Below are 15,979 nucleotides of genomic sequence, written 5' to 3' on the forward strand. Positions count from 1 at the left end.
CCCCGGCGCCGTGCCTCCTTCGGCCGCCCCCCGCGCCGTGCCTCAGTCGGCCGCCCCCGGCGCCGTGCTCCCCTGGTGGCCGCCCCCGGCGCCACCGCACGACGAAGGCCCGGGTCCTGCGCAGCAGGACCCGGGCCTTCGTTCGTGCACCCTATTCCCCCCGACGAGCAGTGCTGACGGCCCGCGGGGGTGTCGTGGGCAAGGCGGAGGAGGAGAGCTGTAGCGGAGCTACCGCCGACGACGACAACGCCGCCCACGGCACCCCCGCGGGTCGTCAGCCCTTGGTGGCGCCGGCGAGGAGGCCGCGGACGAAGAACCTCTGGAGGGAGAAGAACACGATGAGCGGCACGATGATCGAGATGAACGCGCCGGCCGTGAGCAGCTCCCACGATTGGCCGTAGGAGCCGGTGAGGTCCTGCAGCGCCTTCGTGATCGGCAGCCCTTGTCCGGAGGTGAAGACCGTCGCGACCAGCAGGTCGTTCCAGACCCAGAGGAACTGGAAGATGCCGAAGGAGGCGATGGCGGGGACCGAGAGCGGGAGCACGATGCGGAAGAAGATCTGGCCGTGTCCGGCGCCGTCCACTCGTGCCGCTTCGATGACCTCGCCGGGGATCTCGGAGATGAAGTTGTGGAGCATGAAGATCGCGAGCGGGAGCGCGAAGATCGTGTGCGCGATCCACACCTTCGCGTAGGAGCCGTCCAACCCGTTCACCCCGAGGCCGGGGAGGATGTAGAGCCCTCCGATGCGCAGGCCGTCCGAGAACAGCTGCAGCAGCGGCACGAGCGCCATCTGGATGGGGACGATCTGGAGCGAGAACACGAGGACGAAGAGCGTGTTGCGGCCCTTGAAGTCGATCCAGGCGAACGCGTAGGCGGCGAGGCTGGCGATCGTGATCGGGATCAGCGCCGCCGGCAGCGTGATGACCAGCGAGTTCACGAACGCCTTGCCCAGGGTCAGGCTATCGCCCGAGTTGAGCGCGTTCGCGTAGTTGTCGAGGGTGAAGCCGGGGTTGGCGAAGATCGTCCACCAGCCGGTCGTCTTGATGTCGTTCGCGGGGCGGAACGACGAGATGAACAGGCCGAGGGTGGGGACGGTCCAGATGACGGCGATGATCAGCGCGGCGAGGGTGGCGCCGCGCGATGTCGTCGCCTTCTTGACCTTGCCGCTGGCCGCCTCGATCCTGGACTCGCCGCGGGCGAGCGCGCGCTCGGTGCTGCGGTCGACCGGAACCTGGATCGGAGTGGGCGTGACGCTCATCGGATCTCCCTCTGCTTGGCGAGCTGGCGGGCGTTGTAGACGACGATCGGGAGCACGAGCAGGAACAGGATGACCGCGAGGGCCGCGCTGTAGCCGCTGCGGGCGCCGAGCTGGAACTGGCGGACCATCTCGAACGCGAGGACCGTGGTGTCGGAGCGGCCGCCGGTCATCGCCGAGACGATGTCGAAGACCTTCAGCGACGCGATCGAGATCGTCGTGAGGACGACCACGATCGAGGAGCGGATGCCGGGGACGGTGACGTTCCAGAAGGACTGCCACGCGCTGGTTCCGTCGAGCGAGGCCGCTTCGAGCTGCTCGGAGGGGACGCCCTTGATGGCGGCGGAGAGCACCGTCATGGCGAATCCGGCCTGGGTCCAGATGAGGACGACGACGAGGAACAGCGTGTTCCACGGCTCGAGTCCCAGCCAGTCGACCGGCGGGGCGCCGAAGGCGGTGAGGATGCCGTTGAGGAGGCCGATCTGCTCGCCCTGGCGCACGTCGTAGAAGAACTTGAAGATGATCGACGCGCCGACGAACGAGATCGCCATCGGCATGAAGACCAGCAGCTTGAAGAACTTCTCGCCGCGGCTCTTGTCGATGAAGACCGCGTAGGCGAGACCGATCGCGGTCGCCGTGATCGGGGCCAGGAGCACCCAGACCACCGTGTTGAGGAAGGCGGTGATGCCGTCGGGGCTGGTGAAGACCCAGACGAAGTTGTCGATGCCGGCGAATCCGGAGCCGTCGTTCTTCATGAACGCGTTGATGGCCGTCGTGATCGTCGGGTAGATCAGGCCGATGAGGATGAAGAAGGCGGCCGGTGCCATGAACGCGATGAGCTGGAGTCCGTAGCCCGCGCCTTTGCGGGACCGGAAGTCGAGCAGGAACAGCGCGCCGCCGATGACGGCGGCCACCACCGCGACCCAGAGGACGGAGTTGTAGAGGCCGAAGACCAGCAGGAGGACGACCGGCAGGACGACCGTCACCGCGAGCCGGAGGACCGTGTAGCCGGTGCCGCGGCGGGGCGCGATCTCGACGAAGAAGAGGATGAGCGCCACCACGGCCGCGAAGGCCAGGAGGATGAGCGGGATCTGCGCGAGCGGCGGGATTCCCGCCAGCCATTGGAAGAACCCCGAGATGGTGATGGGGGACATGGACGCCCTTTCGAGTGCGACTCTGGACTCAGGAGGGGCCCGGCCCCGGGATCCGTGGATCCGGGGGCCGGGCCGTCACAGCTGAGCCGCCACTCGGGAGCGGCGGCTCTGCTCCGCTGCTAGGAGGTGTAGCCGGCCTGGATCTCCTCGAGCGCCTGGTCGGTGCTCGTGCCGTCGATCCAGTCGACCATGCCCTTGAAGAAGCTGTCCGAGCCCACTGCCTTCGGCATGAGGTCGGACGCGTCGAAGCGGAACGTGGTGTCCGGGTTCTGGAGGATCGCGATGGAGTCCTTCAGGACGTCGCTGCCCGCGTTGGCCGGGTCGAGACCGGTGTTCGCGGAGATGACGCCGCCGAGGGAGACGCGGCTGTTGGCCCAGTCGGCGCTGGCCAGGTACTCCTGGACCTTCGCGGTGTCCTCGTCGTTCGAGAACGCGGCGACCATCTCGCCACCACCGGTGACGGCCTGGGCGTCGTCGGCCTTGACCGGCGGGGTGAGGAAGGCCCACACGTCGCCGTCCTCGGCCACGTTGGCGCCGGCCGAGGTCAGGAAGCCCTCGAAGAACGAGGCCTGGTGGGTCAGCGCGCAGGTGCCGTTCGCCATGTTCTGGGCGACGTCGCCGAAGGCGGTGGAGTTGATCGACTTCACGTCGCCGTAGCCGGCGTTGACGAGGGTCGGGTCGAGGAGGATCGATCCGACGGAGTCGAACGCGGACTTGATGGCCGGGTCGGTGAAGGGGGTGTCGCCCGCGACCCAGGAGTCGTAGACGTCGGGGCCGGCCTCGCGGAGGACGGCGTCCTCGATCCAGTCGGTTCCGGGCCAGCCGGAGGCCTCACCGGAGTTGAAGCCCGCGCACCAGGACGGTCCGCCGGTCTTCTCGGCGATCGTCTTGCCGAGCGCCTCCATCTCGTCCCACGTCGTGGGAACGGAGACGCCCCACTCCGTGAACTTGGCCGGGGAGTACCAGATGTAGCCCTTGACGGACGCCATCAGCGGCGCGCCGTACTGGGTGCCGTCGACCTGGCCGTACTTCTGCCAGTCCTCGGACCAGTTCTGCTTGACGTTGGCGAGGGCGCCCTCGGGGAGCTCCTGCACCTTGCCGGAGGCGACGGTGTCGGCGAGCAGACCCGGCTGCGGGAAGATCGCGAGGTCGGGGGTGTCGCCACCCTGGACCTTGATGCCGATCTGCTTCTCGAACTCCTTGTCGCCCGTGTACTTGATCTCGATGCCGCTCTCCTTCTCCCAGTCCGCCCAGGACTGCTCGAGAAGGGTGGCCTCGTCGCCGTTGATGGTGCCGTAGACGTTGACGACGCCGTCGGCGGTGCCGACCGTGCCGGCCGAGCTGCCGCCGCCGGCGTTCGGGTCGTTGGGGTCACTGCTGCTGGAGCAGCCCGCGAGTGCGATGCCGGCCGCTGCCAGAACGGCGACCGGGACGGTGATACGGCGGTGCAGGGATGACCGCATTCTTCCTCCTCATTGAGTGGTGGAACCAGCCGAGCAGGCCGCTCCTCGCCGATCGGGATCGGGAGGCTGTGGCGGCTCGAAGCGTGTGCCGCGACGACTCGGATGCTGGTGATGGCGATGCCAGGAGGAACTCCGAGCGGATCACCGGATTCGTGTGGGTGGGCTCCCACGGAGGGAAACCTTTCCACAAGAACGATGAAAGCACAACGCCGGTGATAGAGCGCTCTCTGAGATAACGATTCGGCGTCAGAACAGCGATCGCGGCCGCCGGGCCGGGCGGAGATCGATCTCGGCGCGACGCCCGGCCGCCGGGCGGGGTATAACTTCCTGGAACCGTTTCCAGCATCGAGGCCGGACGGTCGGGAGGAACGCCGTGCCAGGCATCGAAGAGGTGGCCGAGCTCGCAGGAGTGTCGAAGGCGACGGTATCGCGCGCGCTCAGCGGCCGGGGCTACGTCTCCGCGGGGACGAAGCAGCGCGTCGAGCGCGCCGCGACGAGCCTGGGCTACGTCGTCTCCGCCAACGCCTCCAGCCTCGTCACCGGCCGCAGCAACAACATCGCCGTGATCATCCCGATCATCAACCAGTGGTTCTTCGCCGGGATCATCGAGGGCATCGAGCGCGCCCTGCTCGCCGCCGGCTACGACCTGCTCCTCTACAACATCGACAAGCACCTCGACGCCCGCCGGAGCGTGTTCGAGTACTACCTCGTCCGCAAGCGCGTCGACGCGATCGTCGCCGTCACGCTCGAGATCTCGCCGCACGAGACGGAGGCGCTCCTCGCCCTGGGCAAGCCCATCGTCGGCATCGGCGGCGAGCTCCCCGGCATCCCCACCTTCAGCATCGACGACGTCGCCGCCTCCCGCCTCGCCACGGAGCACCTGCTCTCCCTCGGCCACGAGCGGGTCGTCCACATCGGCGGGCTCGCGGAGGAGGAGATGGACTTCCACGTCCACACGCAGCGCCGCGACGGCTTCCGCCAGGCGCTCGCGGCCGCCGGCCTCGAGCCGGGCGCGCAGGACATCGTGCCCACCACCTTCGACATCCCCGGCGGGCACAGCGCCGGACGGCAGGTCCTCGGCGACCCGCGGACCCGGCCGACGGCGATCTTCGCCGCCTCCGACGAGATCGCGATCGGGATCATCCTCGCGGCGCGCGAGCTCGGCCTCTCGGTGCCCGAGGACGTCTCCGTCATCGGGATCGACGACCACCCCCTCGCCGAGCTCTTCGGTCTCAGCTCGATCCGCCAGGACCCGCGCCAGCAGGGCGAGCTCGCGGTCGCGCTGGTGCTGGACGCGCTGGCCGCCCTCGGTCGAGGCGAGCCCCCTCCCCCGGCCCGCCACACGCTGATCCCCGCCTCGCTGGTGATCCGCACCAGCACCTCGGCGCCGCGGGGGGCGAGAATCGGAGCATGAGCGACTCCGACACCCCCACCGTCCGCGACGTCCCCGAGCGGTCCCGCTTCGTGATCGAGGTCGGCGGCACCCCGGCCGGCTTCGCCGCGTACACCCGTCAGGGCGACGAGGTGACGCTCACCCACACCGTCGTCGACGACGCGTGGGAGGGCCACGGCCTCGGGAGCATCCTCGCGCGGGCCGCGGTCACCGCGATCACGGAGGCGGGCGGCACGGTCGTCCCGCGCTGCCCCTTCGTCGCGGCCTGGCTGCGCAAGCACCCCGACGTCGACGCCCGGGTCCGCTGGCCCGAGGACTGACTCACTCCGGGGGCGTCCTGCTCCCGATCTCCTGGAGCGCCCAGGTGTTGCCGTCCGGATCGGCGAAGTACGCGTACTGCACGCCGCCCAGGTCCTGGACCTCGCTGATCTCGAGCGAGCGGCCGACGAGCTCCGCGCGAGCGGCGGCGATGTCGTCGACGACGAGGTGGAGGGAGCGGACGACGCCCTCCTCCGGACCGGGGCCCATCCCGCTGCCGACCACGATCGAGCAGGCCGAGCCGGGCGGGGTGAGCTGGACCACGCGCATCGCGGCGGAGGGCCGCACGTCGTGGTCGAGGTGGAAGCCCATCACCTCCGTGTAGAAGGCGACCGCGCGGCCGACGTCGCCGACGGGGAGGGGGACGAGCTCGAGTCGCATCTGCACGCGACCAGTGTGCCGCGCGGCGGAACCGTGCGGGAGGGGGTCAGTCGCGCGGGCCGACGACGAGGCGCTCGTGCATGATCTCGACGGCGCGCTCGAGGACGCGGCGGTCCTCCGGAGTCAGATCGGCGAAGATCGGCGTCAGCGCGTCGCCGAGGTCGGTCCGCCAGGCGTTCAGCGCGTCCGCGCCGGCGGGAGCCAGGCGGATCTGCCAGGCGCGCGCGTCGAGGGGATCGGCGATGCGGTCGAGCCAGCCGGTCTCGACGAGGTTCTTCACGATCTTGGTCATCGTGGGCTGCGAGACGCGGCTCTGGGAGGCGAGCTCCCCCAGGCGCATCGGGCCCATCGAGAGGAGCACCGAGAGCGTGCGCCAGACGGCCTGCGACTCCTGGTTGCCGGTCGCCTGGGCGGCGAGGCGGGTGATCCGGTGCGTCACCGAGACGAAGTCGCTCAGGAGCTCGCTGAGCGAGACCTCGCTGGGCGGGACGTCGCGGGCGGGGAGCCCGGCGAGCAGATCGTGAGCAGTCACGCTCCGATCCTAGGGGCGCGGGCCTCCGTCGGGCGGGAACGACGAAGGGCGCCGCCTCCGAGGAGACGACGCCCTGCGTCTGCAGGCGTGCCTGCGTCACCCCGACGAGCGACCGGCCGGAGCCGGCACCCGCGACGGGTGAAGGGGATTACTTGACGGTGACGGTCGCGCCGGCGCCCTCGAGCTGAGCCTTGGCCTTCTCGGCGGTCTCCTTGTTGACGGCCTCGAGGACCGCCTTGGGGGCACCGTCGACGAGCGCCTTCGCCTCACCGAGGCCGAGGCTGGTGAGGGCGCGCACCTCCTTGATGACCTGGATCTTCTTCTCGCCGGCGGCCTCGAGCACGACGTCGAACTCGGTCTGCTCCTCGACCTCTTCGGCGGGGGCGGCCGGGCCGGCCACACCGGCGGCGGCGACGGGCGCCGCAGCGGTGACCTCGAAGACCTCTTCGAACTTCTTGACGAACTCCGAGAGCTCGATGAGCGTGAGCTCCTTGAAGGCCTCGATGAGCTCGTCCTGCGTGAGCTTTGCCATGATTTTTCTCCTTGTTTTTCTTTGTCTACGAACCGCGCGCGCACTGCTTCCCGGAAGGGGAAGACGTCAGCTCGCGGACTCCTGCTTCTCGCGCAGCGCCTCGACCGTGCGAACGGCCTTCGAGAGCGGAGCGTTGAACAGATATGCGGCGCCGAACAGCGAGGCCTTGAAGGCGCCGGCGAGCTTGCCGAGCAGAACTTCGCGGGACTCGAGGTCGGCGAGCTTGCCCACCTCTTCTGCGGTCAGCGGGTTACCGTCGAAGTAACCGCCCTTGACCACGAGGAGAGGGTTTGCCTTGGCGAAGGCACGCAGCGACTTCGCGACGGCGACAGGGTCGCCGTGCACGAACGCGATGGCCGAGGGGCCAGCGAGCTCGTCGTCGAAGGACGAGATACCGGCGTTGTTCGCCGCGATCTTGGTCAGCGTGTTCTTCACCACGGCGTAGGTTGCGTGCTCACTGATGTCCTTGCGCAGCGTCTTGAGCTGAGCAACAGTGAGACCGCGGTACTCGGTCAGCAGAACGGCCGTCGAGCTCTGGAACTTCTCCGTGAGTTCGGCAACCGAGGCTTCCTTGTTCGCCATGGCTACTCCTGTGAATTCTCGTGCCGGTAGCCCGAAGGCAGGCAAAGAAAAAAGCTCCGGCACAGGGGCGCGGAGCTTCGGGATCGCGGTGAGGCGGAACTGAACTCGTGCACCTGCGCGGGCAATTCGCTTCGCGAATCCTTCGTCCGGTGGCGATCCGCGGGGCCGGGGCCCTGCTCGTGCGCACACCGGAAACCGGCGGTCTTTGGCTTCGGGAAGCGTACGTCATCGCGGCGCGCGGGCGCAAGTCGAGGAGGAGGGCCCGCGCGCGGGATGCTGGAGGCATGACCGGCCCGACCCCCGACTCCGCCCGCGACGTCGACTCCGCGATCGCCTCGGTGGAGGGCGAGCTCAGCACCCTCTTCAACCGTGTGCGGGCGGCGATGCGCTCCTACGCCGAGCGTCTCCACCCGGAGCTGACGCCACTGGGCTACAAGACGATCTCGGCGCTCGAGCGCCGCGGACCCGTGCACTCGGGCGTGCTGGCCGAGCTCCTCGAGATGGACAAGTCGGCGCTCAGCCGCCAGATCACGGCGCTCGACCGCCTCGGCTTCCTCGAGCGCACCCCCGACCCGCAGGACGGCCGCGCCACGATCCTCTCGGTGACTCCGGCGACCGCCGCGCGGCTGCGCGAGATCCGCAGCTCGAACCAGGCGCTGATGCACGAGGAGCTGCGCAGCTGGGCGCTCGCCGACGTCGAGCTCTTCGCCTCTCTCCTGCACAGGATCAACGACCTTGACATCTGACGCTTAGCACCCCGTCCGTTCGGGGACAATCGCCGGACGCCGCCCGCTCGACTGCGTAGTTTCGGAGGCGATGGACCAGCACTCCTCCTCTCTCCTCCCCCACGACGTCGACGGCGCGCTCGGCTTCGCGCGCGGTCTGAGCGCCGACGCGCCCCGGCCCGGCACCGGTCGCACCGCCGAGCTGCACGGTCTCCTCGAGCGCCTGGCTCGGCACGACCTCGGCGTCGCGCGCGCGGTGGAGCCGCACCTCGACGCTCTCGCGATCCTCGGCGAGGCGGAGCTCGACCCGTCCGGACTCGGAGTCGCCGCCGACGCCGCCTGGGGGGTCTTCGCGGCCGAGGGCGGCGGGGATCCTCTGGTCGCGCGCGAGAGCGACGGCGACTGGCTGCTCGACGGAGTGAAGCCCTGGTGCTCGCTGGCCGACCGCCTCGACGCCGCCCTCGTCACCGCCCACGTCGGCGACGCCTCCGGCGAGCGCCGCCTCTTCGCCGTGGCGCTGCGCGACGGGTCGGCGACGCCGGAGCAGGACGCCTGGCACGCGCGGGGCCTGACGGAGGTGCCCAGCGGACCGGTCCGCTTCTCCGGCACCCGCGCCGTCCCCGTGGGGGACGCCGGCTGGTACCTCTCGCGGCCCGGCTTCGCCTGGGGCGGCATCGGCGTCGCCGCCTGCTGGCACGGCGGAGCCCTCGGAGTCGCGGCTGCCGTCGCGGCAGCGGCAGCCCGACGCGAGGACCCGCACCTCCTGGCCCACCTCGGAGCGATCGACACGGCGCTCTCCGCGTCGCGCCGGGCGCTGGACGAGGCCGCCGCGGCGGTCGACGCGGGCGAGGCCGACGGCCCCCGCGGCTCACTGCTCGCCAAGCGCGTGCGGGCGAGCGTCGCCGGAGCGGTCGAGGAGATCCTGCTCCGCGCCGGCCGCGCGCTCGGCCCGGCTCCGCTCGCCCTCGACGCCGAGCACGCCAAGCGCGTCGCCGACCTCGCGCTCTACGTCCGCCAGCACCACGCCGAGCGCGACGACGCCGCTCTCGGCCGCGCCGTGCTCGCCTCGGGCGAGGCGGCCTCCTGGTGAGCCGGCCCTTCGACGGGCGCCTCGAGGGCACTCCTCTCGAGCGCTGGACCGCGGACGGCCGCCGCGACCGCCTCCCGGAGCTGACCCTGCCCGACGGGATCCGGCGCGTCCTGGTGGTCGTGGCGCACGCCGACGACGAGACCCTCGGCTGCGGCGGCACCATCGCGCTCGCGCGTCGGCGCGGGATCGCGGTCGACGTCGTCGTCGTGACCGACGGAGCCGCGGCCCATGGGGAGCGGGACGCGGACCTCGCTGCCGAGCGCCGGCGGGAGGCCTCGGACGCACTGGCGGAGCTCGGCCCCGGCATCGGGCTCGCCTTCCTCGACGTGCCGGACTCGGCGACCCCGGAGCACCACGAGCGCATCGCACGCGAGGTGCGCGAGCGGGCGGCCGGCGCCCCCGGGACCGTCCTGCTCCTCTCCACCTGGACCGGGGACGGGCACCGGGACCACCGCGTGGTCGGCGAGATCTGCGCGGAGGTCGCGCGCGAGCTCGGGCAGCCGCTGCTCGCCGCGCCGATCTGGCTGTGGCACTGGGCGGTCCCGGAGGACCCCGAGGTGCCGTGGGGCGACCTCGTGCGCCTGCCGCTCGACGACGAGCTGCTCGAGCGCACCCGCCGTGCCCGCTCCCGCTATCCCAGCCAGACCCGCCCCGGGCCCGACGGGACCGGTCCGGTGCTCCATCCGCTCTTCCTGCGCACCTTCACCGGGGACGACCGGCTGGTGAGGATCGCATGAGCTACTTCGACGAGCTGTACGCCCGCCACGAGGACCCGTGGGGGTACACGAGCCGCTGGTACGAGCAGCGCAAGCGCGCCCTGACCCTCGCGAGCCTGCCGGAGCAGCGCTACGGCTCCGTGCTGGAGATCGGCGCCTCGATCGGCGTGCTGGCCGAGGCGCTGGCCGACCGGGCCGACCGCCTGCTGGCGATCGACGTGTCGAGCGCCGCCGTCGAGCGCGCCGCCCGCCGCCTCGCTCCGCTCGAGCACGTGCGGGTCGAGCACCACGACATCACCCGCGGCGTGCCGGAGGGTCCGTTCGACCTGGTCGTGCTCTCGGAGGTCGGCTACTACCTCGGCGACGCCCTCCCCGGCGTGCTGCGCACCATCCGCGACGCCCTCGCCCCCGCGGGGGAGCTCGTCACCGTGCACTGGCGGCATCCGATCGAGGGGCTCGCTCTGGACGGCGACGCCGTGCAGTCCGCCGTGGCGGAGCTGGGCCTGCACCGCCTCGCCCGCCACGAGGAGGAGGACGTCCTGCTCGAGGTCCACGCCCGCGACTCCCGCTCGGTCGCCCGCCGGACGGGGCTGGTGTGAGCCGGCTCGCGCAGGTGCTGGTCGTCGTCCCGGCCCTCGACGAGGAGGAGCGGATCGGCGGCCTGATCGCCTCCGTCCGGGCGAGCGCGACCCACCTCGCCCATCGGGCGCCCGGAATCGGGATGCGCCTCGTGGTCGCCGCGGACGGCTGCTCCGACGCGACCGTCGAGCGGGCCCGTGCCGCCGGCGCCGAGGTGCTGGAGCTCGCCCGCTGCGGAGTCGGCGCCGCCCGCTCCGCCGGGATCGCGCACGCCCTCTCCTCCGTCGCTGCTCCGCTCGAGCAGGTGTGGATCGCCAACACCGACGCCGACACCGTGGTCCCCCGCGACTGGCTGGCCGCCCACGTCGAGCACTCCCGACGGCACGACGCGCTGCTCGGCACGGTTAGGCCCGACCCGGCCGACCTCTCCCCCGGTGCCTACTCGCGCTGGCGAGACGTCCGCGCGCGGGAGGAGTCGATCGGCAGCATCCACGGCGCGAACCTCGGCGTCCGCGCGAGCGCATACCTCGCGGCGGGCGGCTTCGGCCGGGAGCCGCTGCACGAGGACGTCCTGCTCGTCGAGCGGCTGCGCGCGAGCGGCGCCCGGGTCGGAGCGACGGACCGCGGCGAGGTGGTCACCTCCGGCCGCCGCGACAACCGGGTCGAGGGCGGCTACGGCCACTACCTCCACGCTCGCTTCCCGTCCGAGACGTCTCCGGCCTGCGGCTGAATCGGGTACACGCGCACGCGGAACACGATGCGAGGGGTCCCTGTCAATGGTCGGGCCGTGGTTTGTCACGGATTGCGCAGGAGAGTCAAATGGGTGTCGAGCACGACCCGGTGCTCTCCGATGGAAGGGTCACCGCATGAATCCCCGCCTCGTCCTGCTGGCACTGGTCGCCTTCACCGCCTACGTGTTCGGCTCCCGCGCCGGCCGTGGCCGCTACGAAGAGCTGCGCCACCTCGCACTCGGCGTGTGGAACGACCCGGCCACGAAGAAGACCCGCAAGAAGCTCAAGAAGACCTCCAAGCGCGAGGCCAAGCAGCTCACCGCCATCGCGAGCAAGGCCCGCGACAAGGTGCAGCGCCGCCTCCGCTGACCCCCGCTTCCACGACTCACCGGACACCGGCCCGCCGGTGTCTCCGCTCGCATCGGAACGGCCGATCGAGCACGAACTGAAGGAGAAACATCATGGGCATCATCAGCTGGATCATCCTCGGCCTCATCGCCGGGGCGCTCGCCAAGCTCATCCTCCCGGGCAAGCAGGGCGGCGGATGGATCATCACGATCGTCCTCGGCATCGTGGGCGCGCTGCTCGGCGGCTTCCTTAGCACGCTGTTCGGCATCCAGGACGCCGTCAACGGCATCAACATCGTGAGCATCATCGTCTCCGTCGTCGGTGCGATCGTCGTCCTCCTCATCTACGGCGCGATCGTCGGCCGCAAGTCCCGCGCGTAAGTCGCGCTCCCCGAAGGCCCCCGGCATCCGTGCCGGGGGCCTTCGGCGTTCCCGGAGCGGGCGCACCTCTGCTCAGGGGATCCGACTCCTCCTCCGCGGGGAAGCTGGATGTCCGCCGAGCGCGCAAGGGGTTGATGCTGAGAGCCGCAGGCGATGGACTGGAGGCACGACGGCGCGGCTCCACTGCGCCCTCGCCCCGACGAAAGGACGTACTCGCTCATGAGCGACGACACCGCAACGGTCCCCACGATCACCCTGAACAACGGCGTGGAGATCCCGCAGCTGGGCTTCGGCGTGTTCCAGATCGACCCGGCCGAGACCAAGGACGCGACCCTGGCGGCCCTCGAGGTCGGCTACCGCCACATCGACACCGCCGAGATGTACGGCAACGAGGCGGGCGTCGGCGAGGCCGTCCGCGCCTCCGGCCTCGACCGCTCCGAGGTCTTCGTGACCAGCAAGCTCAACAACGGCTTCCACGCCCGCGAGGACGCTCTCGCCGCGATCGACGTCACCCTCGGCGAGCTGAAGTTCGACTACGTCGACCTCTTCCTCATCCACTGGCCGCTCCCGAACGTGGGCGACTACCTGGAGACCTGGAAGGCGATGGAGGAGATCTACCGCAGCGGCAAGGCGAAGGCGATCGGCGTCTCCAACTTCCAGACCAACCACCTCAACCGGCTCCGCGCCGAGGCGACCATCGTCCCGGCCGTGAACCAGATCGAGGTGCACCCCTACCTCGTGCAGCAGGAGCTCCGCGCCTACGGCACCGAGCACGGCATCGCGACCGAGGCCTGGTCGCCGATCGCGCAGGGCCTCGTCCTCGACGACGACACCATCACCCGCATCGCGCGCAACGTCGACCGCAGCCCGGCGCAGGTCGTGCTCCGCTGGCACATCCAGCGCGGCGACATCGTCTTCCCGAAGTCGGTCACCCGCAAGCGCGTGGAGGAGAACTTCGCCCTCTTCGACTTCGAGCTCGACGACGAGGCGATGACCGACATCACGGCGCTCGACCGCGGCCACCGCACCGGCCCCGACCCCGACACTTTCAACTACATCCCGAGCTGATCCTCGGCTCCACGGAGCGCGCCCGGCCTGCAGGCGTCCTGCGGACCGGGCGCGCTCGTGCGTGCGGCGGCGAGCCGAACCGCGCACGAACAGGGCGGGTCTCGAGACGCCGCGCTGCCGCTCCTCGACCGGCACGGTCACGGGCCGACCGCACCCCTGCTGATCGAGGAGCGGGCGCAGCCCGCGTATCGGGATCCACCCCACCGACGAACAGCGCGGATCCCGATGCGCCGGGCCCGCGGGTCAGCCCTGCTGCGAGTCGCGCCAGGAGTGCTCGGGGGCGTAGCCGAGGACCTCGCGGGCGTGGTCGATCGAGAGCAGGGTCCCGGTGGTCCCGAGGTCGCCGCGCAGCTCGACGCCGGGGAACACCTCGGCCACCAGCTCGGCGTTGGGGCGCGTCATCACGGTGTCGGCCGCGGCGATGATGAAGCGGTCGAACCCGGTCGTCTCGGCGAGCAGCGCCTTCTCGACCGCCTGCGCTCCATCGCGTCCGTCGATGTAGCCCCAGAGGTTCCACTTGCGCAGCAGCGCGTCGGAGTCGAACGACGGGAACTCGGCGTAGTCGGCCTCGTCCATGACGTTCGAGAAGCGCAGGCCCATGATCTTCAGGTCCGGGTGCCAGCGGCACAGCTCGATCGCCATCTGCTCCTCGAGGTGCTTGGTGAGCGAGTAGACCGACTCCGGGCGCGCCGGGTACTGCTCGTCGACCGGGATGTAGGGCGGCGGGACGTCGAAGGGCAGGCCCAGCACGGTCTCGCTGGAGGCGTAGACGACGTTGCGGATGCCGGCACGGATCGCTCCGTGGAACGCGTTGAACGTCGCGATCATGTTGTTGTGGAACGTGGCGACGTCGGGCACGAGGCCCGGCGCGGGGATCGCGGCGAGGTGCACGAGCGCGTCGATGCCCTCGTACTGGTCGTTGACCGACTGCAGCGCGTCCACGACCTGGCCGTAGTCGGCGATGTCGATGCGGACGAAGCCCGCGCCGCGGTCCCCCGCGCGGTCCAGGTTGAAGACCTCGTGCCCGGAGGCGCGGAGGCGGGTGACGACGTGGCGGCCGAGCTTGCCGGATCCACCGGTGACTGCGATTCTCATGCTCGAACGCTAACGGGCCTGAGCGACGAGGGACGAGGGTTGCGGATCAGCTCCGGGCATGGAGCGAGATCGCGCCGCCGACCTCGGGCGTCGTCTCGTCGGCGACGAGCTCCGTCCAGCGGCGGAGCACGGCGGCGCCGGCCGCATCGTTCACGGCTCCGTCGACGACGAGGACCGGGTAGGGCTTCTCGGGCACGCCCTCCGCGGGCCGCACGTCGACGTGGGCGACGTCGTAGGCGTGCTCGAACAGCCAGTCGGCCATCGCGTAGTCGCTCCGGGAGTCGCCGACCGTGCGCCAGCGCTGCGGGATCGCGCCGGTCGCTCCGAGCAGCTCCACGGCGCGCTGGGCGCCGAGGTCCTTGCCGAGCCGGTTCGACTCGATGTCGGTCGAGATGACGGTCGGGTCGATGCGGAAGTCGACCGTCCCCTCCTCGTTCGGGTACCGGATGCCGCGGCGCTCGACTCCCAGGCCCGCGGCGGTCATGATCTGCAGGGCGTCGGCGTCGAACACGAGCTGGCGCTCGAGGTAGTCCTCGCTCGGCAGGTCGACCAGCTGCTCGGCCGAGACCATGGCGCGCTTGGTCTCGTCGAAGAAGACCAGGTCGTCGTAGTCGGAGCGGATCATCCGCTCGAGGTCGCGGGCCACCGGCTCGGGGATCGCGAGCGACTCGTCGACGATCGGCTCCGAGGTGCCGCGGTAGTCGACGGTGAACCAGACGGCGCCCTTCTCGCAGACGCAGACGATGCGGGCCTCGGCCGAGACGCCGCGCTCGAGGAGCGCGGGCAGGACCCGCTCGCGCAGGAACGCGTCGGAGCGGCCCGTGTTGAACACGATCGGGATGCCGGCGTTGGCCAGGGTGACGAGGTCGTCGGCGATCTCGGGGATCGAGATCGTGCGCGTGACGGGACTCGCGATGGGCCCGTCGACGTCGAGGAGCAGGCCGAGCGGAGGGGGTGTGGAGGTCATCGTGTCCCATTCTGCCGTGCCGGGGCCGCTCGACGCCTCCGTGACCGCCTCCACGCGGGCGGAGCGGCTCAGGAGGCGGGGACGACGAGGGTGCGCTGGGCGGTGGTGCCGTCGGGAGCGAGGACGGCGAGGGTGATCAGGGTCTCGGAGTCGCGGCAGTCGGCGGTGACGGCGGTGTAGCCGGACGCCGCGAGGTCGACGGGCTCGCCCGCGCTCGCGTCGGTGGTGCCGACGGCCAGGCGGGCGGTGGCGCCTCCGCTCGTCTCCCACGACAGGGCGAGCGGGACGGATGCGGTGCGGTCGCCCTCGCAGTCGACGGAGGCGGGGGTGGAGGCGAAGGAGACGATCACGGAAGGAGCGTCGGATGCGGTGCCCGACTCGGTGTCGGACGGAGCGGCGGAGGCCGTCGGCGCGGGGGCGGCGGCGCCGTCGGCCGCCTCCGCGGAGCCGGGAGCGGCGGACGTCGCCGGAGCGGTCCCGGACGGCGCCGAGGACGGGCCCGCGGACGCCGTGGCTGCGCCGGGCGCTCCCCCGCCGGCGGGCCGGACGAGGAGCACGATCGCGAGGACGACGGCGCCGGGCGTCTCGACCGAGACGATGCCGTTGGAGCCGCTCGTGCCGGTCTGCGCAGTCAGCTCGGCCAGGCCGAAGTCGGACACGAAGGCCGCTC

General features: G+C 71.1%; 20 protein-coding genes. 10 read left to right on the forward strand and 10 right to left on the reverse strand.

What is annotated here, in order from left to right; all coding sequences use genetic code 11:
* Window positions 1-274 precede the first annotated feature (274 nt).
* The 3 genes from C5C95_RS16100 to C5C95_RS16110 all read right to left on the reverse strand — a co-directional run bounded on the left by C5C95_RS16100 (window position 275) and on the right by C5C95_RS16110 (window position 3,872).
* Window positions 275-1,258: a carbohydrate ABC transporter permease gene (locus C5C95_RS16100; RefSeq protein WP_104224339.1), complete on the reverse strand. Its 984-nt coding sequence runs from the start codon at window positions 1,256-1,258 to the stop codon at window positions 275-277.
* Window positions 1,255-2,409: a carbohydrate ABC transporter permease gene (locus C5C95_RS16105; RefSeq protein WP_181027270.1), complete on the reverse strand. Its 1,155-nt coding sequence runs from the start codon at window positions 2,407-2,409 to the stop codon at window positions 1,255-1,257. Before C5C95_RS16105 ends, C5C95_RS16100 begins: the two co-directional genes overlap by 4 nt.
* A gap of 119 nt (window positions 2,410-2,528) precedes the next feature.
* Complete coding sequence (locus tag C5C95_RS16110; RefSeq protein WP_104262983.1) at window positions 2,529-3,872, reverse strand: ABC transporter substrate-binding protein; 1,344 nt, start codon at window positions 3,870-3,872, stop codon at window positions 2,529-2,531.
* Between the two features lie 373 nt (window positions 3,873-4,245).
* Between C5C95_RS16110 and C5C95_RS16115 the strand changes: the two genes are divergently transcribed.
* Both C5C95_RS16115 and C5C95_RS16120 read left to right on the forward strand, forming a co-directional pair.
* Window positions 4,246-5,286, forward strand: coding sequence for a LacI family DNA-binding transcriptional regulator (locus tag C5C95_RS16115; protein WP_104224337.1), 1,041 nt, complete (start codon window positions 4,246-4,248; stop codon window positions 5,284-5,286).
* Window positions 5,283-5,585: a GNAT family N-acetyltransferase gene (locus tag C5C95_RS16120; protein ID WP_104224336.1), complete on the forward strand. Its 303-nt coding sequence runs from the start codon at window positions 5,283-5,285 to the stop codon at window positions 5,583-5,585. Before C5C95_RS16115 ends, C5C95_RS16120 begins: the two co-directional genes overlap by 4 nt.
* A gap of 1 nt (window position 5,586) precedes the next feature.
* On the opposite strand, the gene C5C95_RS16125 is transcribed toward C5C95_RS16120, so the two are convergent.
* The 4 genes from C5C95_RS16125 to rplJ all read right to left on the reverse strand — a co-directional run bounded on the left by C5C95_RS16125 (window position 5,587) and on the right by rplJ (window position 7,610).
* The gene (locus C5C95_RS16125) at window positions 5,587-5,970 is read right to left on the reverse strand and encodes a VOC family protein (protein WP_181125739.1); all 384 of its coding nucleotides are present in this window, start codon (window positions 5,968-5,970) and stop codon (window positions 5,587-5,589) included.
* A 40-nt stretch (window positions 5,971-6,010) separates the two neighbouring features.
* The gene (locus tag C5C95_RS16130) at window positions 6,011-6,496 is read right to left on the reverse strand and encodes a MarR family winged helix-turn-helix transcriptional regulator (RefSeq protein WP_244229591.1); all 486 of its coding nucleotides are present in this window, start codon (window positions 6,494-6,496) and stop codon (window positions 6,011-6,013) included.
* Between the two features lie 148 nt (window positions 6,497-6,644).
* Complete coding sequence (gene rplL / locus C5C95_RS16135) at window positions 6,645-7,028, reverse strand: 50S ribosomal protein L7/L12 (protein ID WP_104224335.1); 384 nt, start codon at window positions 7,026-7,028, stop codon at window positions 6,645-6,647.
* 66 nt (window positions 7,029-7,094) lie between these two features.
* Entirely contained in the window at window positions 7,095-7,610 is a 516-nt protein-coding gene (gene rplJ / locus C5C95_RS16140; protein ID WP_055791018.1) for a 50S ribosomal protein L10, read from the reverse strand.
* A 284-nt stretch (window positions 7,611-7,894) separates the two neighbouring features.
* Between rplJ and C5C95_RS16145 the strand changes: the two genes are divergently transcribed.
* From C5C95_RS16145 to C5C95_RS16180, 8 genes are all read left to right on the forward strand, one after another.
* Window positions 7,895-8,356 carry a MarR family winged helix-turn-helix transcriptional regulator gene (locus tag C5C95_RS16145; RefSeq protein WP_104224334.1) on the forward strand — a complete coding sequence of 154 codons (462 nt, stop codon included), beginning with the start codon at window positions 7,895-7,897 and terminating at the stop codon, window positions 8,354-8,356.
* Window positions 8,357-8,426: 70 nt separating this feature from the next.
* The gene (locus C5C95_RS16150) at window positions 8,427-9,425 is read left to right on the forward strand and encodes an acyl-CoA dehydrogenase (protein WP_219812390.1); all 999 of its coding nucleotides are present in this window, start codon (window positions 8,427-8,429) and stop codon (window positions 9,423-9,425) included.
* Window positions 9,422-10,162 (forward strand): PIG-L deacetylase family protein, encoded by a 741-nt coding sequence (locus C5C95_RS16155; protein WP_181027272.1) that lies wholly within the window; start codon window positions 9,422-9,424, stop codon window positions 10,160-10,162. The genes C5C95_RS16150 and C5C95_RS16155 overlap by 4 nt, the downstream gene beginning before the upstream one ends.
* Complete coding sequence (locus C5C95_RS16160) at window positions 10,159-10,740, forward strand: class I SAM-dependent methyltransferase (RefSeq protein ID WP_104234596.1); 582 nt, start codon at window positions 10,159-10,161, stop codon at window positions 10,738-10,740. The genes C5C95_RS16155 and C5C95_RS16160 overlap by 4 nt, the downstream gene beginning before the upstream one ends.
* Window positions 10,737-11,450, forward strand: a complete 714-nt coding sequence (locus tag C5C95_RS16165) for a glycosyltransferase family 2 protein (protein WP_104234597.1) — start codon at window positions 10,737-10,739, stop codon at window positions 11,448-11,450. Before C5C95_RS16160 ends, C5C95_RS16165 begins: the two co-directional genes overlap by 4 nt.
* Window positions 11,451-11,586: 136 nt before the next feature.
* Window positions 11,587-11,820 (forward strand): hypothetical protein, encoded by a 234-nt coding sequence (locus C5C95_RS16170; RefSeq protein ID WP_104227476.1) that lies wholly within the window; start codon window positions 11,587-11,589, stop codon window positions 11,818-11,820.
* 92 nt (window positions 11,821-11,912) lie between these two features.
* Window positions 11,913-12,179 (forward strand): GlsB/YeaQ/YmgE family stress response membrane protein, encoded by a 267-nt coding sequence (locus C5C95_RS16175; RefSeq protein WP_104224330.1) that lies wholly within the window; start codon window positions 11,913-11,915, stop codon window positions 12,177-12,179.
* A gap of 219 nt (window positions 12,180-12,398) precedes the next feature.
* Complete coding sequence (locus C5C95_RS16180) at window positions 12,399-13,247, forward strand: aldo/keto reductase (RefSeq protein WP_104224329.1); 849 nt, start codon at window positions 12,399-12,401, stop codon at window positions 13,245-13,247.
* Between the two features lie 243 nt (window positions 13,248-13,490).
* On the opposite strand, the gene C5C95_RS16185 is transcribed toward C5C95_RS16180, so the two are convergent.
* The 3 genes from C5C95_RS16185 to C5C95_RS16195 all read right to left on the reverse strand — a co-directional run.
* A complete protein-coding gene (locus tag C5C95_RS16185) occupies window positions 13,491-14,342 on the reverse strand; it encodes an NAD(P)-dependent oxidoreductase (RefSeq protein ID WP_104324849.1) in 852 nt (283 codons plus the stop codon).
* 46 nt (window positions 14,343-14,388) lie between these two features.
* Complete coding sequence (locus C5C95_RS16190; RefSeq protein ID WP_104234599.1) at window positions 14,389-15,309, reverse strand: hypothetical protein; 921 nt, start codon at window positions 15,307-15,309, stop codon at window positions 14,389-14,391.
* Between the two features lie 68 nt (window positions 15,310-15,377).
* Window positions 15,378-15,979: hypothetical protein (locus C5C95_RS16195; RefSeq protein ID WP_219814773.1), on the reverse strand; the 602-nt coding region annotated here is incomplete at its 5' end.

Origin of the sequence: Rathayibacter sp. AY1B7, from assembly GCF_002932735.1 — a bacterium.
In the GTDB taxonomy this organism is placed as follows: domain Bacteria; phylum Actinomycetota; class Actinomycetes; order Actinomycetales; family Microbacteriaceae; genus Rathayibacter.